Consider the following 18291-nt stretch of genomic DNA (forward strand, 5'->3'; position numbering starts at 1 on the left):
TTTATGCAGATGCTGTTCGGCACCGAGTCACTTCCGTTCCGCTATTGGGTCATTACCTTTATTATCGGCTTCGCGATGTTCCTGATTGTCGAAATCGAAAAACCGTTGACTCGCAGGTGGCGGGTGGATGCGACAGGTTAGCCCTGAGGCCGGGTAAGGTGCAGCCGCCGCCCGGTAATTTCCCTGAACGCAGAAAAGCAAAAAGCCTGCTTTAAAAGCAGGCTTTTCAAATTTGGCTCCTCTGACTGGACTCGAACCAGTGACATACGGATTAACAGTCCGCCGTTCTACCGACTGAACTACAGAGGAATCGTGTGAACGGGGCGCATATTATCGACCCCAATAACGCTTGTCAAAGGGGAGATCGATCCCTTGTGATCGTTTGCTGACAAAATCAGCAAAGTGCTTTTTTTCCCGGCAAAATGCACACTTCTGGTGCAGGCTTACCCCTTATGGGGCAGATCGTAAACCGCTGTTTCAGTAATAAAACGGAGCAGGGTGATTAGATTTCCTTATTTTCAGCCGCTTAGCGTACTCATCCGTCCTCTTTTAAAAACTGGCATCCATATTGCAAAAACTCTTTCAACAATGAGCGCCAGTACCGGCACTGTATTTTAACAGGGGGCAAAATGAACTTAAGACGACTGAAATACTTCGTAAAAATCGTCGATATCGGTAGCCTGACCCAGGCCGCGGAAGTGTTGCATATCGCGCAGCCTGCGCTGAGCCAGCAGGTGGCCACTCTGGAAGGTGAACTGGACCAGCAGCTGTTGATCCGCACCAAGCGTGGCGTGACGCCAACGGAAGCCGGTAAGATTCTCTACACCCATGCGCGCACAATTCTGCGCCAGTGCGAACAAGCGCAGCTGGCCGTATGTAACGTCGGACACACCCTGAGCGGACAGGTGTCGATTGGTCTTGCGCCAGGCACCGCCGCGTCTTCCATCACCATGCCGCTGCTGCAGGCCGTTCGCGCCGAGCTGCCGGAGGTGCTAGTCTATCTGCATGAAAACAGCGGATCGGTTCTTAACGATAAACTGCTTAATGGTCAGCTCGACATGGCGGTACTGTACGATCGCTCACCGATTGCGGGGATCACCAGCCAGCCGTTGCTGAAAGAAGATCTCTATCTCGTAGGGACGCGCGATTGTCCGGGCCAGAGCATTGATTTAACTGCTGTGGCAGAGATGAATCTGTTCTTGCCGCGCGATTACAGCGCCGTGCGTCTGCGCGTCGACGAAGCTTTCTCTCTGCGTCGCCTGACGGCAAAAATCATCGGTGAGATCGACTCTATCTCGACGCTGACCGCCGCGATTGCCAGCGGAATGGGCGTCACGGTGCTGCCGGAATCCGCCGCGCGTTCTCTTTGCAGCGCCGCGAACGGCTGGATGGCGCGGATCACCACGCCATCCATGAGCCTGCCGCTGTCTCTGAATATGTCTGCCCGCGGCTCTCTGTCGCCACAGGCGCAGGCGGTGAAAGAGATCTTGATGTCGCTGGTCAGCCGTCCATCGCTGGAGAATCGTGAACTGCAGCTCGTGAGCTGATATTCCATAAAGGAATAAGATGCTGGTTTTTATTATTTGTTCTGCAGGTCTGCTGACTCTAACAATAGGGCTATGTCAGATGCGCCGGAGTGAATCGTGAATTTCCAGCAACTTAAAATTATCCGTGAGGCGGCCAGGCGGGACTATAACCTGACCGAAGTCGCCAATATGCTTTACACCTCTCAGTCAGGCGTCAGCCGCCACATCCGCGAGCTGGAAGAAGAGCTGGGCATTGAGATTTTCATCCGCCGCGGCAAACGCCTGCTGGGGATGACGGAGCCAGGTAAAGCGTTACTGACCATCGCTGAGCGCATACTCAACGAAGCCAGCAACGTTCGACGCCTGGCGGATCTCTTCACTAACGACGCGTCCGGGGTGCTGACAATCGCCACCACCCATACGCAGGCGCGCTACAGTTTACCGCCGGTGATCAAGGCATTTCGTGAGCTGTTTCCGGACGTCCGGCTGGAGCTGATTCAGGGCACACCGCAGGAGATCGAAGTGCTGCTGCAAAATGGCGGGGCGGATATCGGTATCGCCAGTGAACGCCTGAGTAACGATCCACTGCTGGTGGCGTTCCCCTGGTTCCGCTGGCACCACAGCCTGCTATTGCCCGTTGACCATCCACTTCATCAGGTTTCGCCCCTCACGCTCGAAGACATTGTCAAATGGCCGCTGATTACCTATCGGCAGGGCATTACCGGCCGTTCGCGTATCGACGAAGCCTTTAATCGCAAAGGGCTGACGCCGGATATCGTGCTGAGTGCACAGGATTCGGATGTGATCAAAACCTATGTAGAGCTGGGGCTTGGCATCGGCCTGGTGGCGGAACAGTCTGGCGGCGAGCGCGAGCTGGGAGATTTGGTGCGCCTGGATACCCGCCATCTGTTTGATGCCAACACCGTCTGGCTGGGGCTTAAACGCGGACAGCTGCAACGTAACTATGTCTGGCGCTTTATCGAGCTGTGCAATGCCGGGCTGTCGGTGGATGAAATTAAGCGCCAGGTAATGGAAACGGAAGAAGTGGCAATTGATTATCAGATTTGAGGGTGGAATGCGGAAAAGCAAAAAGCCTGCTGTAAAAGCAGGCTTTTCAAATTTGGCTCCTCTGACTGGACTCGAACCAGTGACATACGGATTAACAGTCCGCCGTTCTACCGACTGAACTACAGAGGAATCGTGTGAACGAGGCGCATGTTAATGGCCTCGCTATTTTGTGTCAACACTAAATTCAACTTGCTGATTCAAATGATTAATTAAGAGCCAACCTGCTGTTTTAGTGTACTTGGGAGGACGAATGTCCACCAGGTCCCGCATTTTCACGTAGACGCTGCAGGGGATCTTGCTGGTAAAAATGGCAAAAACGCTGCCACAGCGCCGGGAAGCGGGGTGCGAATAGTTCGGGTGCGCTGAAGAAATATTCCGACAACACCGCAAAACACTCTGCCGGATCGGTCGCTGCGTAGGCATCAATGCTGGCTGCGCTTTCACCCACCAGATCGATCTCATCCTGGATATTGTTCATTGCCGCATGGAGATCGTGCTCCCAGCTCGCAACTTCCCGCAGAGGGATAAATGGCACGCCGCTGGCGCGATCGCCGTTGCGGGTATCCAGCTTATGGGCGACTTCGTGAATAATCAGATTAAAACCGGAGGCGTCAAAGGAGTCCTGAATATCCAGCCAGTTGAGGATAATCGGGCCTTGCTGCCAGCTTTGTCCGGACTGCACGACGCGCTGATTATGCACCAGCCCAATGTCATCTTCCCATTCGTCGTCCACCACGAATGGCGCCGGGTAGATCAGCACTTCATGGAAGCCGTCGAGCCACTCAAAGCCCAACTCCAGCACAGGCAAACAGAAGAGCAGGGCGATACGCGCGCTTTTAAGGGCGTCCAGCTCAAAACCCTGAAGCGGGACGAGGCGCTTTTGCTGTAAAAAACGATCGGCTAACTGAACCAGTCGGGTTTGCTCATCGGGGTCGAGACTGGCGAGTACCGGAATAGCCAGCGCCTCTTCCCACGGAAAAGTCGTGTTCGGTGCGGTTTCGTTCGATTTCCAGGGCCACTTAATCATCGCTTCGCTCGCAAACTCATCACTTGAACAAAAATGCAGGATAAGGATCTGTTAAAATGCCAAATTACCTGGCATCATGGCAACCACTATAACGGAGAGATGCCGGAGCGGCTGAACGGACTAGTCTCGAAAACTAGAGTAGGGGCAACTCTACCGGGGGTTCAAATCCCCCTCTCTCCGCCACTTCACTGCTTTATCGTCATCATTTCTCATCGGACTCCTTCCAGCGCCCTCATTCTGAATGAGGTCAGCATCAAGATGCACCTGAAGTTCGCAGGAGTCTAGCCTTAGTGCTTTTTCAAGTCATTGATGTTTTATGCAACTTGAGAGAGATATCTCGCTCTTAGCGCTTTTCCCCCTTTCAAACTGCCCGTTTATCATACTGATGCCGACATAGCGTCCCGACATTGCGGTTGTTGCTTTTCGCGCCAGTATGCAGATAAAGCGGTTTTGCCTCATGTACCCAAAAGCTGTCACCTGCCTGCATTTGTTGATTAAAAATCGTTGCCTCTGGATACAGATCGCGTAACCGACCGCTGCTAAGACCAAACCACTGCCGCGATAGGGTTCTGAACTCCTGCGTGCTCAGGAGCTTGCCGCCCAACCGCGCGCAATGCTCGCGCGCGCGGGCAAAATTTTTATCCAGTTCGCCATCACCCGTAAGCCAGGTGTCGACGATAAAGTCGTGGCGCTGCGTATTGCCGGTCTTGAGGTTTTTCAGCGTCAGCGTCATGGCTCTCTCCTCTGCACGCGGTTGCCTGATCATCATAAGCTGGATCCGTCCCTCCACGGGCTGCGGCTTTATCACTATCCAGTCATGGTTAACGCTAAATTTCAGATCGTTGAGATTAAGAGACTCACTGTTGCTGCTCATCGTGACGTACGCACCCGTAAACCCTGTGCTTAACATCTCTGCCGTTCGAAATCCGGGCATGCTGGGGGAGTGAAAACTGATCTTACTGAGATAATCCGCTTTGTCGGGAGGTGCAGGATCAGCCGATACGGTCAGCGGCAGCAGCAGAGGGAGAGTCGCGACGGTCCGCAGTAAAATAGTCATTATCGGCATCCCCAACGGTATTAAGTGTGGGCCAGCAAACGGCCGGTTAAGATTTCCTGGTCAAGCTTTAGCGCTTCTTTATTCTGAATAGTACCTGCGGATTTCAGAGCAATAAAAATCAGCAGCGAGCAGGCGATAAAGGCTGCTAAATAATAGCCGCTCATCAGGAGATATCCGGCAAGGGAGATATAAATAAGGCCTGTTACGGCACTTGTCAGTGCAACTTTAAGTGCCACTTTTTCGCTCCGCCTGAATGAGACGCCCATGAGCGTGGCGAAAAAGATCATACTCAGAATGACACCGACGGCGGGAATACTGCAGACAGCCGCCGCGACGATAAAAAGAAAGTTCTGGTATTTGCGTAGCAGCGGCTTATGGGCAAAAAAGTCCGTTTCATACAGGGTTTGCGTCGAGACGTTGAACAGTCGCACCAGCCGCTGTTTACGTAATAACAGACGCACGACATGACCTGTTTTCAGATGCAGCAGCACATCAGCCGGGATGTCGAAGACTTCTCTCGTATCGCCGCATTTAAGGACAACAGAATTCCACTGAATCTTTTCAATCTCGCCGATCAGGAGTTTTTTTTCCATTTATCCTTTTCATCGTGTCTGAATAACTGCCTGAATTTCCTGCGCCAGATTGTAGGCATTAGAGCCTGTAGAAATGTAAATAACTCTGCGGGATTCATAAGGTATTGTGGATATTATTCAGCCCTACGTAATAGGCATAACATAAATAAGGTCTTTAATGCAGGTATAAGACCTGAACCCGACATGGCCTGTGAGGGGAGCGCAAGGTAAAAACAGGTAAATGAGTCGTTGCAGAAATTAATGATAAGTTAAAATTATTTTTTCTGCTCAGGGGGCAATATGCACATACTGGATGCTTTACTGGCCTTTTCGGCCTATTTTTTTATCGGCGTGGCCATGGTGATTGTTTTTCTTTTTGTTTACACCAAAGTGACGCCGCACGATGAATGGCAACTGATTAAAGATAACAATGCGGCGGCTGCGCTGGCCTTCAGCGGTACGCTATTAGGTTTTGTCATTCCGCTCTCCAGCGCGGCAGTGAATTCCGTGGGGGTCCTGGATTACTGCATCTGGGGTGGAGTGGCTTTTGTCGTCCAGCTTCTGATTTATGCCGGCGTGCGCCTCTACATGCCAACACTGGGTGACAAGATTTCCAGTAACAACATCGCTGCGGGGGTGTTCATGGGCATTTTTGCGTTGGCAGGGGGTATCCTCAACGCGGCCTGTATGACCTGGTAGTGACGACACATTGCGGAAATAAAAAAGCCAGGCCTTATGCCTGGCTTTTTACTTTACAGAATCATTCAACGCTGCGCGCAACCCGCGCACTGCTTGTTCTGGATCTGCTGGAAGAAGTCATTTCCTTTGTCATCCACCAGGATAAACGCCGGGAAGTTTTCTACTTCGATTTTCCAGATAGCTTCCATACCCAGTTCAGGCCAGGCGACACACTCCAGACTCTTAATGCTGTTTTGCGCCAGCACCGCTGCCGGGCCGCCGATGCTGCCCAGATAGAAACCGCCGTGCTTGTGGCAGGCATCCGTGACCTGCTGGCTGCGGTTACCTTTCGCCAGCATGACCATACTTGCACCGTGCGATTGCAGTAAATCCACATACGAGTCCATACGACCGGCCGTGGTTGGGCCTAACGAGCCAGAAGCATACCCCTCCGGTGTCTTGGCCGGGCCAGCGTAATAGATCGGGTGATCTTTGACGTATTGCGGCAGTTCTTCTCCCTTATCCAGCAGCTCTTTCAGCTTGGCATGAGCGATATCACGCGCCACGATAATGGTGCCGTTCAGGGACAGACGGGTCGAAACCGGATGGGCTGAGAGCTGTGCCAGGATCTCGTGCATCGGCTGGTTCAGGTTAATGCTGACCACCTCGCCTTCACCCTGTTGACGCAGTGATTCAGGAATGTACTGGCCCGGATTGTGTTCCAGTTTCTCAATCCAGATCCCGTCGCGGTTGATTTTCGCTTTGATGTTACGGTCAGCTGAGCACGATACGCCCATGCCGACAGGGCAGGAGGCGCCGTGGCGCGGCAAGCGGATTACGCGAATATCGTGGGCGAAATATTTCCCGCCGAACTGAGCGCCCAGGCCCAGATTTTGCGCTTCCAGCAGCAGTTCCTGCTCCAGCTGAACATCGCGGAACGCCTGGCCGTGTTCGTTACCTTCTGTCGGCAGGCCGTCGTAGTAGCGAGTTGACGCCAGTTTCACGGTTTTCAGGGTGCTTTCAGCAGAGGTTCCGCCAATCACAAAGGCGATATGGTAAGGCGGGCAGGCCGCCGTACCCAGGGAACGCATCTTCTCGACCAGGTAATTTTTCAGTTTAGCCGGGGTGATGAGCGCTTTGGTTTCCTGATACAGATAGGTTTTGTTGGCGGAACCGCCGCCTTTCGCCATGCACAGGAACTTGTACTCATCGCCGTCGACACTGTAGAGGTCGATCTGCGCGGGCAGGTTGGTGCCGGTATTCACCTCTTTATACATATCCAGCGCGGCGTTCTGGGAGTAGCGCAGGTTATCTTCGATGTAAGTGTTGTACACACCCTGGCTCAGCGCGGCTTCGTCGCCACCGCCGGTCCAGACACGCTGGCCTTTTTTGCCCATGATGATCGCCGTCCCCGTATCCTGGCAGGTCGGCAGCACGCCTTTGGCCGCGATTTCAGAGTTGCGCAGGAACTGCAGGGCGACATATTTATCGTTTTCGCTGGCTTCCGGGTCGTTGAGGATCGCCGCAACCTGTTTCTGGTGCGACGGGCGCAGCATAAAGGCCGCATCGTGGAACGCCTGCTGAGCGAGCAGAGTCAGGGCCTCTGGCTCGACCTGGAGAATCTCCTGGCCGTTAAATTCCGCCACGGAGACGTGCTCTTTGGTCAGCAGATAATATTCGGTGTCGTCATGTGCGAGAGGGAAGGGATTCTGATAGTAAAAGGTTTTGTTCGACATTGCGTATCACTCCATAAAATTAAACCGCCGGAGGGTACCCTCCGGCGGTTATGAATCAGAACATCATGGACATCCACGGATAACCAATCAGCAGCAGGGCCGCCAGGAAGATGGCGCCAAAGATGGTGCCGAGGCGCCAGTAGTCTTTGGTTGGCAGGTAGCCGCTCCCGTAGTAAATCGGGCTTGGGCCGGTGCCGTATGGGGTGATGATCCCCATGATACCCAGAGAGGTCACCATCAGCAGGACGAACACTTCCATGTTAATACCCGGAATGGTGGCGGCGATGGTCAGCATCGCAGGCAGCAGCGCAGTGGTGTGCGCGGTGGTGCTGGCAAACAGGTAGTGCAGCAGGTAGAACGCCAGCAGCAGGACCACCGTTGCGACACCCGGCGAGATACCACTCATCAGCAGGCCGCCTTCTTTACCCAGCCAGGCGATGAAGCCGGTGGAAGAGAGGCCGTCTGCAAGGGCCACCAAAGTGGCGAACCAGACAAAGGTGTTCCACGCGGCTTTGTTGCCGGTGATATCGTTCCACTCCAGCACGCCGGTCCACAGCATCAGGCCAACAATCAGCAGGGCGGCCAGCGCAGGTTCAATCCACGCGGCGGCGAAAATCCACATCATCAGCGCACAGCAGACAAAGACCAGCAGCAGAATTTCATTGCGCGACAGTTTGCCCAGTTTCTCCAGCTCACGACACGCCCACAGCGGCACTTCGTCGTTGATTTTCACTTCTGGCGGATAAAACCAGTAGGCCAGCAGCGGCATCACCAGAATCAGCAGCACACCCACCGGCAGGAAGGCAATGAACCAGGTGCCCCAGGAGATGTTGATCCCGACGATGCTTTTCACCAGCGCCAGAGCGAGCAGGTTTGGCGCCAGCGCAGAGAGGAACATGGAGCTGGTGATACAGGCGGCGGTAATGGCTACCCACATCAGGTAGGAGCCAATTTTACGCGCGCTTGGGTCGTTCGGTTTTGAACCATACAGCGGCGGCAGGTTAGCGATGATCGGGTAGATAGTCCCGCCGCTACGCGCTGTGTTAGACGGTGTGAACGGGGCCAGCAGCAGGTCCGCGAAGGTGATTGCATAACCCAGCGTCAGGCTGCGGCGGCCAAGATATTTCACCAGAATCAGCGCCAGACGGCGGCCAAAACGGGTTTTATCGTAGCCCGCGGCAAACATAAAGGCACCGAAAATCAGCCAGACGGTGGAGTTACCGAAGCCGCTCACCGCCCATTTAAAGGAGGCACCTGCCAGCTTGAATTTCGGGTCAGCCAGCTGTTCCGGGCTAAACAGCACCCACTGGCTGCACAGGGCGATGGCGACGACCCCGGTCAGGCCAATCACGGCACCCGGCAGCGGTTCGAAGATCAGACCAACGATCACGCCAACAAAGATAGCGAAGTAGTGCCAGGCATAAGGCGGTAACCCTTCAGGAACCGGCACAAACAGGAGGAGCACTGCGACAATAATGGGCAGTGCCATCATCAGCAGACGTTTGTTGCTTCCGTCTTTTGGCTTGCTCGCCACTGGGGGCGTTACAGCTGTTTTATCATTCATAGGTTTGCTTCTTAAGTTGTCAAAAATTCGGTTTAGCAGAAATAACACCGCGACTTTTTTAATTACTTTGCTTTCTTTAGTTATTTAAAGTGCTTTCAGGTTATTTCTTGAATAGCTATTTAGCGCGCTTTTGGAGGCGTTAAATTAAAAATTGATGATGTTTATATAGTGCGCCTTTAGAGGCCAGTGGAATTGATCGCGATCAATAAAATAGAATTGCAATGTTATTTTTATCCATATTTTAATAACCCTATTGAGTTATGTGGATATTATCCGTTTGATAGGTTTTATTTGGCGAGATTGATATTTCACGCAAACGATTTTCAATTAAAAAATGCATATTAATCATATGCTTGTTTGATTTTTCTTCTCGCGAGTAAAGTAATGAAAACGTTAACGGAATTGATATTATTGTGAACACGGTATCCTAATATCAATAACACCAATGTAGTAATAATGTTATTGCAGGGATTAAATAGTTTATTAACTAACGTAATAACTTTAGTAACTAAAAATAGCGTTATATTAATACCATGACATCGGCAAAAAAATTAACCAGAACATAATCCGATAAAGAATTCTCAAATTTCAATTTTAAAAGTTTGGAGTTTCTATTATGAGCACTAACGAACGAATTCTTAGTCCTTTCACCTTACCGAATGGTACGGAACTCAAAAACCGTCTGTTGATGGCGCCGATGACCACCTGCACCGGTTATTACGACGGCACGGTGACCAGCGAGCTGGTGGAATACTACCGCGCGCGCTCCGGCAGCATTGGCACCATCATTGTTGAGTGCTGTTTTGTTGATGATCTGGGGCTGGCTTTCCCCGGCGCCATCGGTATCGACAACGACGAGAAAATCGCCGGGCTGGCAAAAATTGCCGAGGCCATCAAATCCAAAGGCTCTAAAGCGCTGCTGCAGATCTACCACGGCGGCCGCATGGTGGACCCGAAACTGATCGGTGGCCGCACGCCTGTCGGCCCAAGCGCGGTCGCCGCGCCGCGTGAAGGTGCCGCGACCCCGGTGGCATTAACCGGCGAAGAAGTCGAAGGGATGATCGGGAAATTCGGTGAAGCGGTTCGTCGTGCGATTCAGGCGGGCTTCGACGGCGTCGAAATTCACGGTGCAAACACCTATCTGATCCAGCAGTTTTACTCCCCGAACTCCAACCAGCGCGACGACGAGTGGGGTGGCAGCCGTGACAACCGCGCCAGATTCCCGCTGGCGGTCCTGGACATCACCCATAAAATGGTCCGTCAGTACGCCGACGACGCTTTTATTATCGGCTATCGCTTCTCGCCGGAAGAGATGGAAGTTCCGGGCATCCGTTTTGACGACACCCTGTACCTGCTGGAAAAACTGGCCGCCCGTGGCCTGGATTACCTGCACTTCTCCGTGGGTGCAACGCTGCGCCCGTCGATCGTAGATACACAAGACCCAACCCCTTTGATCGAGAAATACCACGCCATGCGTTCCGAAACGCTCGCGCAAATTCCGGTGATGGGTGTGGGTGGCGTTGTGAACGCCGCAGACGTTAACGAGGCGCTGGACCACGGTTACGATCTGATTGCTGTGGGTCGCGCGACCATCGCCTATCCGGACTGGACCGACCGCATCCGTGACGGCGAGACCCTGGAGCTGTTTATGGACAGCACCCAGCGCGAAGCGCTGCACATCCCTGAGCCGCTGTGGCGCTTCTCGCTGGTGGAGGCGATGATTCGCGACATGAGCATGGGCGAATCTAAATTCAAAGCGGGTGTGTTTGTCGAAACGGTGCAGGATGACACCAACGAACTGGTGATTAACGTCAGCCTCGAAACCGACCGTATCGCCGACATCGAACTGGCGTCTGGCCCAACGCAGGACGTTGAGTTCATCTCCAGCTTCGAAGAGATCCGCAGCCGCATTCTCGACGCGAACACTCCGCACGTGGACGCCATCACCGGCGCGACCAGCCAGAGTGAAGCCGTGAAAAAAGCGGTATCTAAAGCGATGGTCAAATCGAGTAAAGTGCTGGCGGCAGAAGAGGGCGTCGACCCGAACGCTGCCAAAGCGTTTGACGTGGTGGTTGTCGGCAGCGGCGGTGCCGGTCTGGCGGCGGCGATTCAGGCTCACGACGAAGGGGCAAGCGTCCTGATTGTCGAGAAAATGCCGACCATCGGCGGGAACACCATTAAAGCTTCTGCCGGGATGAACGCCGCAGAAACCCGCTTCCAGCGCGTAAAAGGCATCCAGGACAGCAAAGAACTGTTCTACCAGGAATCCCTGAAAGGCGGCCATAACAAGAACAACCCGGAACTGCTGCGTCGCTTTGTCGAAAACGCACCAGAGGCGATCGAATGGCTGGCAACGCGCGGGATCATGCTGAACGACATCACCACCACGGGCGGGATGAGCATCGACCGTACCCACCGTCCAAAAGATGGTTCTGCAGTGGGTGGCTACCTGATTAGCGGCCTGGTGCGTAACGTCAACAAACGCCACATCGAGGTGATGCTCGATACCTCCGTGAGCGACATTATCGTGGAAAATGGCGAAGTGACCGGCGTACGTCTGACCACCGAAGAGAACGAAACCCTGACCGTAGCCACCCGCAGCATTGTGATGGCGACGGGCGGTTTCAGCGCCAACAGCAGCATGGTCGTTAAATATCGTCCGGATCTGGACGGTTTCGTCACCACCAACCATAAAGGGGCTACCGGTGGCGGTATCGCGCTGCTGGAACGTATTGGCGCAGGCACCGTCGATATGGGCGAAATTCAGATTCACCCGACCGTTGAGCAAAACACCTCGTACCTGATTTCCGAATCTATCCGTGGCGGCGGCGCTATCCTGGTGAGCCAGAAGGGCAGCCGTTTCTTCAACGAAATGGAGACTCGCGATAAAGTCTCGGCGCAGATTATCGCGCTGCCAGAGAAATACGCTTACATCGTCTTTGATGAGCACGTCCGCGCGAAAAACAAAGCGGCGGATGAGTACATCGCCAAAGGCCTGGTGACCAGCGCCAGCTCGCCAAAAGCGCTGGCTGAAACACTGGGGATGGATTACCACACCTTCCTCGACACCCTGGAGCGCTACAACGGCTTTGTGGAAAAACAGCACGACGATGATTTTGGTCGCACCACTGCGCTGCGTGCGCCGATCAACGAAGGCCCGTTCCATGCCATTCGTATCGCACCAGGCGTGCACCACACCATGGGCGGCGTGACCATCAACACTGAAACTTGCGTGCTGAACGGCGAACACCAGGTCATTCCGGGTGCCTTCGCGGCGGGTGAAGTGGTCGGCGGTATCCACGGCGGCAACCGTATCGGCGGTAACGCAGTGGCAGATATCATTATTTTTGGTACCCTTGCCGGACACCACGCCGCGATACGCGCAAAACAGTAATCTCAATGCCCGGTGGCGCTTGCGCTTGCCGGGCACGGTTTTGTCGGCCGGATACGTGCAGCGCCATCCGGCACTCTAACCGAGGAGCGATACCATGTCTGACGACCATCGAGTCTACAGCTATTCCGCCACACTCATGGGCTCCCCCATTCTTTTGAAGCTCTTTTCGAATAACGAAGCCCTCGCATCTCGCGTGTTTCGCCTCATCAAACAGTACGAAGACCTCCTGACCGTCAACCGCGCACCGTCGCAGGTGATGGACATCAACCAGGCCGCCGGGAAACACCCCGTCAGCGTCAGCCGTGCGGTGTATGAGCTGATCCGCATCGCGAAGGCCGCAAGCACACTGGAAAACAGCGCCTTCAATCTGGCCATCGGCCCGCTGGTGAAGCGCTGGAAGATTGGATTTCAGGGCGACAGCGTGCCGCCCGCAGAGGAGATCGCAGCGCTGATGGCGCTGACCGATCCGGCTGATGTTTTACTCGACGACACGGCCAGCAGCGTATTCCTGACCAAACCGGGCATGGAGATCGATCTCGGGGCCATTGCCAAAGGCTACATTGCCGACAGGGTGCGCGATTACCTGCGCAAAGAGGGGGAAACTGTCGGTCTGATTAACCTCGGCGGCAATATTCAGACGCTCGGCGCGCCGGAAGGGGGCTGGACCCTCGGTATCAAAACGCCTTTCGGCGGGGCCGATGAGCTGGTCGGTACACTGACGGTGGAGAATAAGTCGGTGGTGACATCGGGCACCTACGAACGCTTCTTCGAACGCGATGGCAAGCGCTACCACCATATTCTGAACCCGCGCACGGGCTATCCGTTAGATAACGAACTCGATAGCGTCACCATTATCTCGACGAACTCTATCGACGGGGATATCTGGACCACGCTGATTTACGGGATGGGCGTGGAGAAGGGCTGTGCCGCGCTGCGCGCGCGGCCTGATATTGAAGCGGTGTTTGTCACCAAAACGAAAGAGGTGGTGCTCTCCTCCATGAAGCATTTCCGCTTCACGCTTCTGGACAATCGCTATCGCCTTACTGGCAATATTGTTTGAGCAGACCCGCCTGCTCCGGCTGCAGCCGGTAGCGATACACCGGACGCCCCGTCGCACCATAGTGAATGCTGGTGAACAGAATATTAATCTGCGCCAGCCAGATCAGATACTTACGGCACGAGACGCGGGAAATTCCCACTGAGTTCGCCAGATCGTCGGTGGAAAACTCGGTGTCGGGATGGGCTTCAATCCACTGGCAAATGGTACGTAGCGTCTGCGGGGTTAAGCCCTTCGGCAGGCGCTTGCTGTCTGCCAGCTCCGGCGCGCCGCCGTGCAGCAAACGATCCACATCGGCCTGCTCATAATACTGATGCGAGCCCATCAGCTGCTTCTTCTCCTTCCAGCCGTTCAGCGCCTCTTCAAAACGCGGGAACTGGAAAGGTTTGATCAGATAATCCACCACGCCGTAGTGCATCGACGTCTGAATGGTCGTGGCATCAGACGCCGACGAAATCATGATCACATCAATCGGGCGGCCAGAAGCGCGAATCACCGGCAGCAGGTCGAGACCGTTGTCCTGCTGCATATAGACATCCAGCAGCACCAGATCGACAGGCTGTGCAGGATTATTAATCACCGCTTCGGCCTGATTCAGCGTAGAGGCTACGCCGCAGCAGCTAAACCCCTCAACCCGATTAACGTACAGACGGTTCAGGTCGGCCACCATGGCATCATCATCGACAATTAAGACATTTATCACGCGATTTTCCTCTCGCTATCCCAGGGGATCTGTACAAAAAATTGAGTAAATACACCAGGCTCGGATTCGACGGCAATCTCACCGCCCAGTTTTTCGAGCTGCTGGCGAACAAGGAAAAGCCCCACGCCGCGATTTTCACCCTTCGTGGAAAAGCCCTTCGTAAAAATATGTTCCAGCTGCGCAGGATCGATACCCGGACCGTCATCGCTGATTTCACAGCTGAGCCAGCCATGTTGATAATGCATCAGCAGACCCACTTCGCCCTCAGGCTGGCCGGTCATCGCATCCAGCGCGTTTTCGATCAAATTACCCAGCACGGTAATCAGCACCGTCACCTGTTCCGTATTCGGCGTGTCCGGCACCTGACACTCGTCAGCCAGTGTCAGGGTAAACCCCGCTTCCTTGGCGCGGTTGATTTTACCGAGCAGGAACCCGGCGATGACCGGTGATTTAATTTTATGCTGAATAGCGCCGATATCGGTCTGATAATTCTGCGCGGTCTGAATGACGTACTCTTCGAGCTTGTCGTAGCGCTTCATGTGCAGCAGGCCGAGGATCACGTGCAGCTTATTCATAAACTCATGGGAGTGCGTGCGCAGGGCGTCGACATAGCTCACCATGCCATCCATGCGCTGCATCAGCTCGCGAACTTCGGTCTTGTCGCGAAAGGTGCTGATCGCCCCAATCACTGAATTCTGGCTTCTGACCGGAAAGGTGTTGCACAGCAGCAGGCGACCGTTGCAGTCGATCTCCTGATCCTGCAGGGCTTTTCCGGTTTGCGACACCCGGCGCAGGGAGGCGAGCATCGGCATGTGGCGCGGCTCATCGGTACTGCTGGCGGGCAGGAGCAGGATCTGGCGGGCGGCATGGTTAATCATGGTCACGCGCCCCTGGCTGTCGACGGCGATCACCCCCTCTTTCAGAGACTGGAGCATCGCCTGGCGCTGTTCAAACAGGGCGGAGATTTCATAGGGTTCCAGCCCAAACAAAATCCGCTTGAGCAGATGCACTAAACCCCAGGTGCCGAGCGTGCCCATTAGCGCGCTGAAGAGCACCGTCCAGATCGCCCCCCAGCGGCTGCGGCTGATCTGTTCATCGACTTTGTTGAGGGAAATCCCGACGGCGACCACGCCAATCTGCTGGTGATTATCGTCGTACACCGGCGTGAATACGCGCAGCGCTTCGGCCAGCACACCGTGGTTGACCGAGACGTTCTCCTTCCCTTCCAGCGCGGGTTTGATGTCGTCGCCGATAAAGCGTTTGCCGAGCAGGGTGTTGTTCGGGTGAGAGTAACGCACGCCCTGCATGTTGGTGACAACCGCGAAAAGCAAATCGTTGCGGCGAGTGATCGCATCTGAGACGGACTGGATGGGGCTGTTTTCCGGCGAATGTTGCAGGCCGCGTTTCACATCCGGGCTGTCGGCAAGGGTACGGGCGATGGCCAGCGCGGTATCTTTGACGCCGTCGCGCGTGGCGCGGGTGACCTGCATAAAGTAGAGCGCGAACGTCACCAGCAATACCGACCCAATCACGCTGCACACCATCAGCGTGACCAGGGTATTGAGCTTCATTGGGCGCTTGCGCGTCATGGCTAAAGGCTGCAAATCGCTCATCGAAACCCCGTGGATAATTATAAAGGGGTAATTATCGCTGATGACGGCGCTTTCTTAAAGCGATGTAAAAGCTGACGAATGCTCGCCTTTTCGTGACCCCCCTCGCAGGTCATCCATATAAAACACTTTATAGTGTGGGGGAATTCATAAATAAGGAGCAGTTTATGAGCGTTAAACTGAACGGTTTGGTCACGGAAAGACGCCACGCGGATACGGCGGATATCGACAGGTTGTCGACCCTGGACATGCTGAATGTGATTCATCAGGATGATAAGTGCATTACCGATTCTATTACCCCTTTCTTACCCGTCATTGCCCGTGTGGTCGATAACGCGGCGGCTACACTGAGCCACGGCGGACGACTGTTTATTGTCGGCGCCGGGGCCTCCGGACGTGCGGCGCTGCATGCGGCGCTGGAGTTTGCGCCGGGCAAACATCCGGTGATGGGTCTTGATGCCGGAGACGGCGCGGGAAACTACGATCGCGGTGTGGCCGATCTGCAGGCGATGAATTTTGGCGATCACGACATGATGCTGGCGCTCTCTGTCAGCGGCAAAACGCCGTGGGTCTGGGGGGCGATGCGCCACGCCTGGTCACTGGGATCGCCGGTCGCCATCATTACGCATGACGCACAAAGCGAAGCGGCACAGCTGGCGAGTATGGTCATTGCGCCGCAAACCGGGCCAGACGCGGTAGCGGGCTTTACGAATGCCAAAGCGGGGATGGCGCAAAAACTGATCCTCAATATGATTGCGACGGGATTAGCCGTTCGCACGGGCCGGGTTTACAGCAATATGCGCGTGGATCTGGAAGCAAAAAGCACCAAATGGGCCGAACGACAAATTGCGATTGTAATGGAAGCGGGTGGCTGCACGCGTGCCGTCGCTAAAGCGGCGCTGGAGAGCTGCAATCACCACTGTAAGACCGCCGTGTTGATGGTATTGACCGGTCTGGACGCCTGGCAGGCCCGTGATTTGCTCGAACAGAACAATGGATTTATTCGCGTGGCGTTGCAGGAAGCGCCGTAAATCCTGAGGTAGTGAACAAAAAGGTCGCAGATGCGGCCTTTTATGTTTTTGAGATTCTGATGATTAATTGCGTGCGATCAACTTAAGGTAAATCCCTTCACCTTTACCGTCGCCTGACGACAAAAACAGTGCCAAAATGTGACTTTATTCACACTTTTGAACGTGCAATGTGAAAGCAGTAACGTCGTTACCGCTGCAGTAAAGGTTAAACATGGAACAGAACACGACTCGAGGCCTGGGAGGCAAGCTCGCCCTGTGGGCGTTTTACGCATTTTGCGGGTACTTTGCCTGGGCAATGCTCCGCTATTTATGGGTGGTCAGCAAAATTCCGTCTGCGCCGGATATGGTTGTCGAAGGCGATTTAGGCTCAACCAGCGGGAAGTGGATCGGTGCGTTTCTCGGTTTTCTGGTGCTCGGGGCGGTGGGCCTGATACTGGGCGGGATCGCCTGGTACACGCGCCCGCGCGGCAACAACGAGTGAATGGCTGACGGAAAATTGTTAAGGTGAGCGTTTTGTGAAGGAGAGAGCATGGAACTTGCCCACTGGCCCCAACGCTACGAAGCCTGGTTAACGGAACACCACGCCACGGATGATGCAGCCCATGACATTTCGCATTTCCGCCGCGTGTGGATGACGGCGCAGCGCATGATGGTGGGGCAACCCGTCGACGCGCTGGTCGTCCTGACGGCCTGTTATTTCCATGACATTGTCAGCCTGCCGAAAAATCATCCGGAACGCAGCCACTCCTCGCGGCTGGCGGCGCGCAAAACCCGGCAAATCCTTACTGATTTTTTCCCTGAGTTCCCGGCGGAGCGCTTTCCCGCCCTGGAACATGCCATCGAAGCCCACAGCTTCAGCGCCGGGATTGCGCCGCAAACCCTTGAAGCCAAAATTGTGCAGGACGCCGACCGGCTGGAAGCACTCGGTGCGATTGGTCTGGCGCGTGTCTTTGCCGTTTCCGGGGCGCTTGGCGTGGCGCTGTTTGATGCCGACGATCCCTTTGCGGATGAGCGCGAACTTAACGACAAACAGTTTGCCCTCGACCATTTCCAGACCAAACTGCTGCGTCTGCCAGAAACCATGCAAACCGAAATGGGGCGCGAGCTTGCGAATCATAACGCGCACTTTTTGGTGCAGTTTATGGCGAAACTCAGCGCGGAGCTGCAGGGCGATTGTCTCGGCAGCGATGCGCAGGTGCTGAGCCGATTCCAGCGCAGTCTGTAGCGTCGAACTATGGTAATCTGTCCCCAGTCTCTTTTGCCCGGTT

The 18291-nt window shown here is 54.7% G+C and carries 16 protein-coding genes and 3 tRNA genes; 10 read left to right on the forward strand and 9 right to left on the reverse strand.

What is annotated here, in order from left to right; all coding sequences use genetic code 11:
- The coding region (locus ETG88_RS22585) for a cation transporting ATPase C-terminal domain-containing protein (RefSeq protein ID WP_164971803.1) at positions 1-141 on the forward strand (141 nt) is incomplete at its 5' end.
- A gap of 92 nt (positions 142-233) precedes the next feature.
- Here ETG88_RS22585 and ETG88_RS14360 read toward each other — a convergent pair.
- Positions 234-309, reverse strand: a tRNA-Asn gene (locus ETG88_RS14360).
- A gap of 320 nt (positions 310-629) precedes the next feature.
- Between ETG88_RS14360 and nac the strand changes: the two genes are divergently transcribed.
- Both nac and cbl read left to right on the forward strand, forming a co-directional pair.
- The gene (nac, locus tag ETG88_RS14365; protein ID WP_095282537.1) at positions 630-1547 is read left to right on the forward strand and encodes a nitrogen assimilation transcriptional regulator NAC; all 918 of its coding nucleotides are present in this window, start codon (positions 630-632) and stop codon (positions 1545-1547) included.
- A 96-nt stretch (positions 1548-1643) separates the two neighbouring features.
- Complete coding sequence (gene cbl, locus ETG88_RS14370) at positions 1644-2594, forward strand: HTH-type transcriptional regulator Cbl (RefSeq protein WP_100779667.1); 951 nt, start codon at positions 1644-1646, stop codon at positions 2592-2594.
- Between the two features lie 53 nt (positions 2595-2647).
- Here cbl and ETG88_RS14375 read toward each other — a convergent pair.
- Together ETG88_RS14375 and mtfA are read right to left on the reverse strand one after the other, a co-directional pair.
- Positions 2648-2723 (reverse strand) — tRNA-Asn (locus ETG88_RS14375).
- Between the two features lie 100 nt (positions 2724-2823).
- Positions 2824-3621 (reverse strand): DgsA anti-repressor MtfA, encoded by a 798-nt coding sequence (mtfA, locus tag ETG88_RS14380; RefSeq protein ID WP_107703307.1) that lies wholly within the window; start codon positions 3619-3621, stop codon positions 2824-2826.
- 93 nt (positions 3622-3714) lie between these two features.
- Here mtfA and ETG88_RS14385 point away from each other — a divergent pair.
- Positions 3715-3804 (forward strand) — tRNA-Ser (locus ETG88_RS14385).
- A gap of 178 nt (positions 3805-3982) precedes the next feature.
- Here ETG88_RS14385 and ETG88_RS14390 read toward each other — a convergent pair.
- Entirely contained in the window at positions 3983-4678 is a 696-nt protein-coding gene (locus ETG88_RS14390; RefSeq protein WP_129035632.1) for a hypothetical protein, read from the reverse strand.
- Positions 4679-4698: 20 nt separating this feature from the next.
- A complete protein-coding gene (locus ETG88_RS14395; RefSeq protein ID WP_129035633.1) occupies positions 4699-5271 on the reverse strand; it encodes a hypothetical protein in 573 nt (190 codons plus the stop codon).
- 279 nt (positions 5272-5550) lie between these two features.
- Between ETG88_RS14395 and ETG88_RS14400 the strand changes: the two genes are divergently transcribed.
- A complete protein-coding gene (locus ETG88_RS14400; RefSeq protein ID WP_107703310.1) occupies positions 5551-5949 on the forward strand; it encodes a DUF350 domain-containing protein in 399 nt (132 codons plus the stop codon).
- 65 nt (positions 5950-6014) lie between these two features.
- On the opposite strand, the gene fumA is transcribed toward ETG88_RS14400, so the two are convergent.
- Entirely contained in the window at positions 6015-7664 is a 1650-nt protein-coding gene (gene fumA, locus ETG88_RS14405; RefSeq protein ID WP_129035634.1) for a class I fumarate hydratase FumA, read from the reverse strand.
- Positions 7665-7719: 55 nt separating this feature from the next.
- Positions 7720-9228, reverse strand: coding sequence for an anion permease (locus ETG88_RS14410; protein WP_187469907.1), 1509 nt, complete (start codon positions 9226-9228; stop codon positions 7720-7722).
- 616 nt (positions 9229-9844) lie between these two features.
- Here ETG88_RS14410 and ETG88_RS14415 point away from each other — a divergent pair.
- Positions 9845-12622, forward strand: a complete 2778-nt coding sequence (locus ETG88_RS14415; RefSeq protein ID WP_129035635.1) for a flavocytochrome c — start codon at positions 9845-9847, stop codon at positions 12620-12622.
- Positions 12623-12716: 94 nt separating this feature from the next.
- Complete coding sequence (locus ETG88_RS14420) at positions 12717-13682, forward strand: FAD:protein FMN transferase (RefSeq protein WP_129035636.1); 966 nt, start codon at positions 12717-12719, stop codon at positions 13680-13682.
- Here ETG88_RS14420 and dcuR read toward each other — a convergent pair.
- Together dcuR and ETG88_RS14430 are read right to left on the reverse strand one after the other, a co-directional pair.
- The gene (gene dcuR / locus ETG88_RS14425) at positions 13663-14382 is read right to left on the reverse strand and encodes a two-component system response regulator DcuR (protein WP_100779675.1); all 720 of its coding nucleotides are present in this window, start codon (positions 14380-14382) and stop codon (positions 13663-13665) included. The genes ETG88_RS14420 and dcuR overlap by 20 nt on opposite strands.
- Positions 14379-15995, reverse strand: coding sequence for a sensor histidine kinase (locus ETG88_RS14430; protein ID WP_102104040.1), 1617 nt, complete (start codon positions 15993-15995; stop codon positions 14379-14381). Before ETG88_RS14430 ends, dcuR begins: the two co-directional genes overlap by 4 nt.
- A gap of 164 nt (positions 15996-16159) precedes the next feature.
- Here ETG88_RS14430 and ETG88_RS14435 point away from each other — a divergent pair, with 164 nt between their 5' ends.
- From ETG88_RS14435 to ETG88_RS14445, 3 genes are all read left to right on the forward strand, one after another.
- A complete protein-coding gene (locus ETG88_RS14435; protein WP_129035637.1) occupies positions 16160-17023 on the forward strand; it encodes an N-acetylmuramic acid 6-phosphate etherase in 864 nt (287 codons plus the stop codon).
- Positions 17024-17234: 211 nt separating this feature from the next.
- Positions 17235-17504, forward strand: a complete 270-nt coding sequence (gene drpB, locus ETG88_RS14440) for a cell division protein DrpB (protein WP_100779678.1) — start codon at positions 17235-17237, stop codon at positions 17502-17504.
- A gap of 48 nt (positions 17505-17552) precedes the next feature.
- Entirely contained in the window at positions 17553-18248 is a 696-nt protein-coding gene (locus ETG88_RS14445; RefSeq protein ID WP_129035638.1) for a phosphohydrolase, read from the forward strand.
- The last annotated feature ends 43 nt before the right edge of the window (positions 18249-18291 follow it).

The sequence above is a fragment of the Lelliottia nimipressuralis genome (assembly GCF_004115925.1).
Lineage (GTDB): Bacteria > Pseudomonadota > Gammaproteobacteria > Enterobacterales > Enterobacteriaceae > Enterobacter > Enterobacter nimipressuralis.